General features: G+C 68.1%; 4 protein-coding genes. 2 read left to right on the top strand and 2 right to left on the bottom strand.

What is annotated here, in order from left to right:
- Nucleotides 1–38 precede the first annotated feature (38 nt).
- Nucleotides 39–500, top strand: a complete 462-nt coding sequence (locus tag A5784_RS07845; RefSeq protein ID WP_353651904.1) for a DUF2339 domain-containing protein — start codon at nucleotides 39–41, stop codon at nucleotides 498–500.
- Nucleotides 501–559: 59 nt separating this feature from the next.
- Nucleotides 560–1,045, top strand: coding sequence for a Dps family protein (locus tag A5784_RS07840; RefSeq protein WP_064943991.1), 486 nt, complete (start codon nucleotides 560–562; stop codon nucleotides 1,043–1,045).
- On the opposite strand, the gene A5784_RS07835 is transcribed toward A5784_RS07840, so the two are convergent.
- Both A5784_RS07835 and A5784_RS07830 read right to left on the bottom strand, forming a co-directional pair.
- The gene (locus A5784_RS07835; protein ID WP_064943995.1) at nucleotides 1,042–2,292 is read right to left on the bottom strand and encodes an adenylate/guanylate cyclase domain-containing protein; all 1,251 of its coding nucleotides are present in this window, start codon (nucleotides 2,290–2,292) and stop codon (nucleotides 1,042–1,044) included. The two genes, A5784_RS07840 and A5784_RS07835, sit on opposite strands and share 4 nt — an antisense overlap.
- A 59-nt stretch (nucleotides 2,293–2,351) precedes the next feature.
- On the bottom strand, nucleotides 2,352–3,429 hold a 1,078-nt coding region (locus tag A5784_RS07830; protein ID WP_156750442.1), incomplete at its 5' end, for a PucR family transcriptional regulator.

The raw sequence follows: 3,429 nt of genomic DNA, 5'->3' as shown, positions 1-3,429 counted from the left end.
GGGCACCGGGGGGCTGCTCCCCCCCCCCCCCGCGGGGGGTGGGGGCGGGCGTGGCCCGGTCCAGGGGGGCCCGGCCCCCCCCCCCCCTCCCCGACGACACCATCCGCCTGCTGTGGGTGGCTGCCGCGGCGGTGATCGGCTACGCGGTGACGACGTTCACGGTGACCGTCGGGGTGCTCGTCGGCGGTGCCGGCGCGGGGTTCTTCGGAGGTCACATGGTTGCCACCATCTGCTGGATCGTGGTCGCGGCCGGGTTGTTGTACTACGCCGCGCGCTTGCCCAAGGCGCAGCGGTCGCTGCCGATCGGTGGTGGTCTCGCGCTGGTCGCCGCGGCGATGGCCAAGCTGTTCCTCTTCGACCTGGGCACCCTCGACGGGATCTTCCGGGTCGCGGTGTTCATAGTGGTGGGGCTGGCGCTGCTGGGGATGGGGGCCGGATATGCGCGCCTGCTCAGTCAGCAGGACAGGAACGACAGTCAGCTGACCGAACCTCAGGGGTAATCCCGGTCACATGACATCATTTCTGGATTGATTCCAGAAAAGGTGTCGTTGGAACTGGCATGAGCACACGTCGAATCGAAACAGATATCCAAGGTTTCCACGCCACACCGCAACTGAGCGCTCATCTTCAGCAGGTGCTCGTCGACCTGATCGAGCTCGGGCTGCAAGGCAAGCAGGCGCACTGGAACGTCGTCGGCACCAACTTCCGCGATCTGCACCTGCAGCTGGACGAACTGGTCGATTTCGCCCGCACCGGCAGCGACACCATCGCCGAGCGGATGCGCGCGCTGAACGCCGTGCCCGACGGCCGTTCCGACAGCGTCGCCGCGACCACCACGGTGCCGGAATTCCCTGCCTACGAACGAAATACGACCGAGGTGGTCGATCTCGTCACCACCCGCATCTACGCCGTGGTCGACACCATGCGCAGGGTGCACGATGCGGTCGACGCCGAGGACCCGAGCACCGCGGACATCCTGCATCAGCTCATCGACGGGCTGGAGAAGCTGGCCTGGTTGATCAAGTCGGAGAACGGCAAGGTCTAACCGGTCTCGACGGCCGCTCGCACCTCGTCGTCGCGGCGGCCGACCAGGTACCAGGTCCGCATCACGCCCTTGCCCTTGATGTCGACCTCGCCGCGTTCTTCGAGCACGAAGCGGTCGCTGATGCGCTCATAAACGTTCTGCGGCACCTGGATTCGGCCGGCGACGTCGGTGGTCTCCATGCGCGACGCGACGTTGACGGCATCGCCCCACACGTCGTAGAAGAACTTGCGGGCGCCGACGACGCCGGCCACGACCGGGCCGGAGGCCAGTCCGATGCGCAGCGGGACCGCTCGGCCCTGTGGATCTTTGAGATCGGCGACGGCATCAGCCATGTCGAGGGCAAAGCACGCCAACGCCTCGATGTGGTCGGTCCGTGGTTTGGGCACGCCGGAGACCACCATGTAGGAGTCTCCGCTGGTCTTCACCTTTTCCAGATCGTGCTTGTCGACAAGGGCGTCGAGATCGGTGTAGAGCCGGTCGAGGAAACGCACCAGGTCCGCAGGAGGAGTGTCGCTGGCGCGGCTGGTGTACCCGGCGATGTCGGCGAACAGAATCGACGCGTCGTCGTACTTGTCGGCGATGATGGTGCGGGCCGGATCCTTGAGCCGGGCGGCAACCGTGGCCGGCAGGATGTTGGTGAGCAGTTGCTCGGAACGCTGGTATTCGGCTTCCATGGCGGCCTCGGCACGGGCGTTTTCCCGCAACGCCACCCACACCGTCGCGAAGACCATCACGGTCGCCGACACTGTCGTGACCACGAACCCGAACCGCAGCGTCCACGACGGGCCGAGGCCGCGGTCGACCGGGGCCAAGAACGCCAGCGCGATCGACGCGATCACCCCCGCCCCGACCAGCACAGCCGCCAGACCGATGCGCTCGATGCCGAGGACCAGGACCACCAACGAGGCCGACACCAAGAAGTACAGCTGCAGGCCCGAACCGGTCCCGACCTGGTAACACATCACCGACACCGAGACGTAGGCGACGACGAAGAAGCTCAACGGTGCGATCAGCTCGCCGAACCGGTACAGCAGGGGCACCAGGACGAACAGCGCCGCGAACACGAGATTGAGAAACCCGACGCGCCAGATGGCCCCGCCGACGACAAGTTGGAACAAGCCGAAAAAACCCGACACCGAAGCAGCGATCCACGTCGCGACGGTGAGCACGCGAAGCCGGCTGGACAGGCTTTCCGCGTAGTGCGCCGTGCGGGCGGGCAGCTGGCCGCTGAACACCAGCTCGGGCATGCAAACCGAGCGCCGGAACTCGCTGACCGCCACATTGAGAGGGTAACTTCGCCGACCGGTCAGTCGGTCGACATTCGGGCAGCGTCCCGCGCGCGCAGCGCCAGCCACAGCTCATGCCGATCATGCACGGAGTCGAGCCTGCGACCGGTGAGCCGCTCGATGGCGTCGACGCGGTTGCGCATCGTGTGCCGGTGCACCTGCAGGGCCGCGGCCGCAGGTGCCCATTGCCCGTTGTTCTCCAGGAACACCGTCAGGCTGTGCAGCAGCTCGGCCGAGCGATCGGCCGCGTCCAGCGGGCCCAGCACCGCGTCGGCGAAGGCGCTCAGCGGCTCGGGGCCGACCGCCGTGAGCAGCAGCCGGCTGCTGGCGATCTCTTCGGCGGGCATGTGCCTGCCGTTCACCCGGCTGGCGGCCAGCGCCGAGCGGGCCTGCCGCAGCGACACCGCCAGGGCGCCGGGCCGCGCCCCGATCCCGATGCCCGCCGCGCGGTGTCCGGCCAGGGTGCCGAGCACGCCCGGTAGATCGGTCCCGCGCGGAACCGCGAGCTCGACGACGTCGTCGACGACCCGAACGAGCGCGTCGGGCAACGTGATCAGCAGATCCGCCGCGAGATCATCGGCGTCCTGCGGCGCCGCCACCGCCGCGGCACGCAGATCCACATCGGGTACGCCGACCGCGGTCAGCCACCGCGCGGCCACTACGTCGTCGACGGTGGCCCGGGCAAGGCGCTCCAACACCTGGGCGCGTCCGCGGCGCTGGCCGGAATCAAGCCCATGACGACGTTCGATCTCAAGCGACAGCAGCGACACCAGGTCGCCGGTAATCTGTTGTGCCACAGGCATTTCCGATGGACCGTCGAGCAGCAGCCAGGCGCGAAGCCTACGGGCGCCCAAGCCGTGCAGTTCGCGCCTGCGGCCGCCGCTGATATCGACGGCCGCGGCTCCCAGGCCGTGGTCGCGTACCGCCGTCAGCTGATCGGCGAGAGCCGCCGCGAGTTCGTCGCCGCCAGGGTCGGATTCGGCCAACACCCGGCCCAGTAGATCGATCACCACGCCGGAGCGTCCGGTCGCGGTGCGATGCGCGGCCAGGATCCCGAGCCTGTCTCTTATACACATCTGACGCTGCCGACGATCGCAT

Source organism: Mycobacterium sp. 852013-50091_SCH5140682 (genome assembly GCF_001665685.1).
GTDB lineage: Bacteria > Actinomycetota > Actinomycetes > Mycobacteriales > Mycobacteriaceae > Mycobacterium.
The sequence above is the reverse complement of the archived record's forward strand: the minus strand, read 5'-3'. Positions and strand labels throughout refer to the sequence as shown.